Below are 454 nucleotides of genomic sequence, written 5' to 3'. Positions count from 1 at the left end.
GTCCACCACTACTTTAGCTTTGTCAGCCGTTTGAAAGAGTTCCATTCGACCAATGACAGGCTGAAGCTGTGTTGCGGCCTTTTGTAAAACTCTGATATCAAAGCCCAAACTAAGAAGAGTGGTAAAGCCAAGTAGCAGGTTACTTGCATTAAACTCACCGATAAGCGGCGCCTTTAGTACTCCTTTTCCCCAACTACTCTCAAAGCTAATCTCGATACCCTGCTCTGAGTAACGAACATTGCTCGCGTACATATATTGTTTAGTTTGAGGCTTTTCTAGCAAAGATACCGCTATCGCATCAGGCAATAGTTCTAACCACTCCTGACCTACAGAGTCATCGGCATTGATCACCTTATGTTTGCACGAATGCTCGGTAAATAGGCTCAGTTTTGCCTTAGCGTATTCCGCCATACTTCCGTGATAATCAAGGTGGTCTCGACTTAGATTGGTAAAC

Annotated in this window: 1 protein-coding gene; it reads right to left on the bottom strand. The window is 44.3% G+C overall.

Annotated features, from left to right (window positions below; translation table 11 throughout):
- Positions 1–454: Mur ligase family protein (locus AB4585_RS27540; RefSeq protein ID WP_372171930.1), on the bottom strand; the 454-nt coding region annotated here is incomplete at both ends.

This window comes from Vibrio sp. 10N.222.49.C9 (assembly GCF_041474985.1).
In the GTDB taxonomy this organism is placed as follows: Bacteria; Pseudomonadota; Gammaproteobacteria; order Enterobacterales; family Vibrionaceae; genus Vibrio; species Vibrio crassostreae_C.
This window is presented reverse-complemented; position numbering and strand designations above follow the sequence as displayed.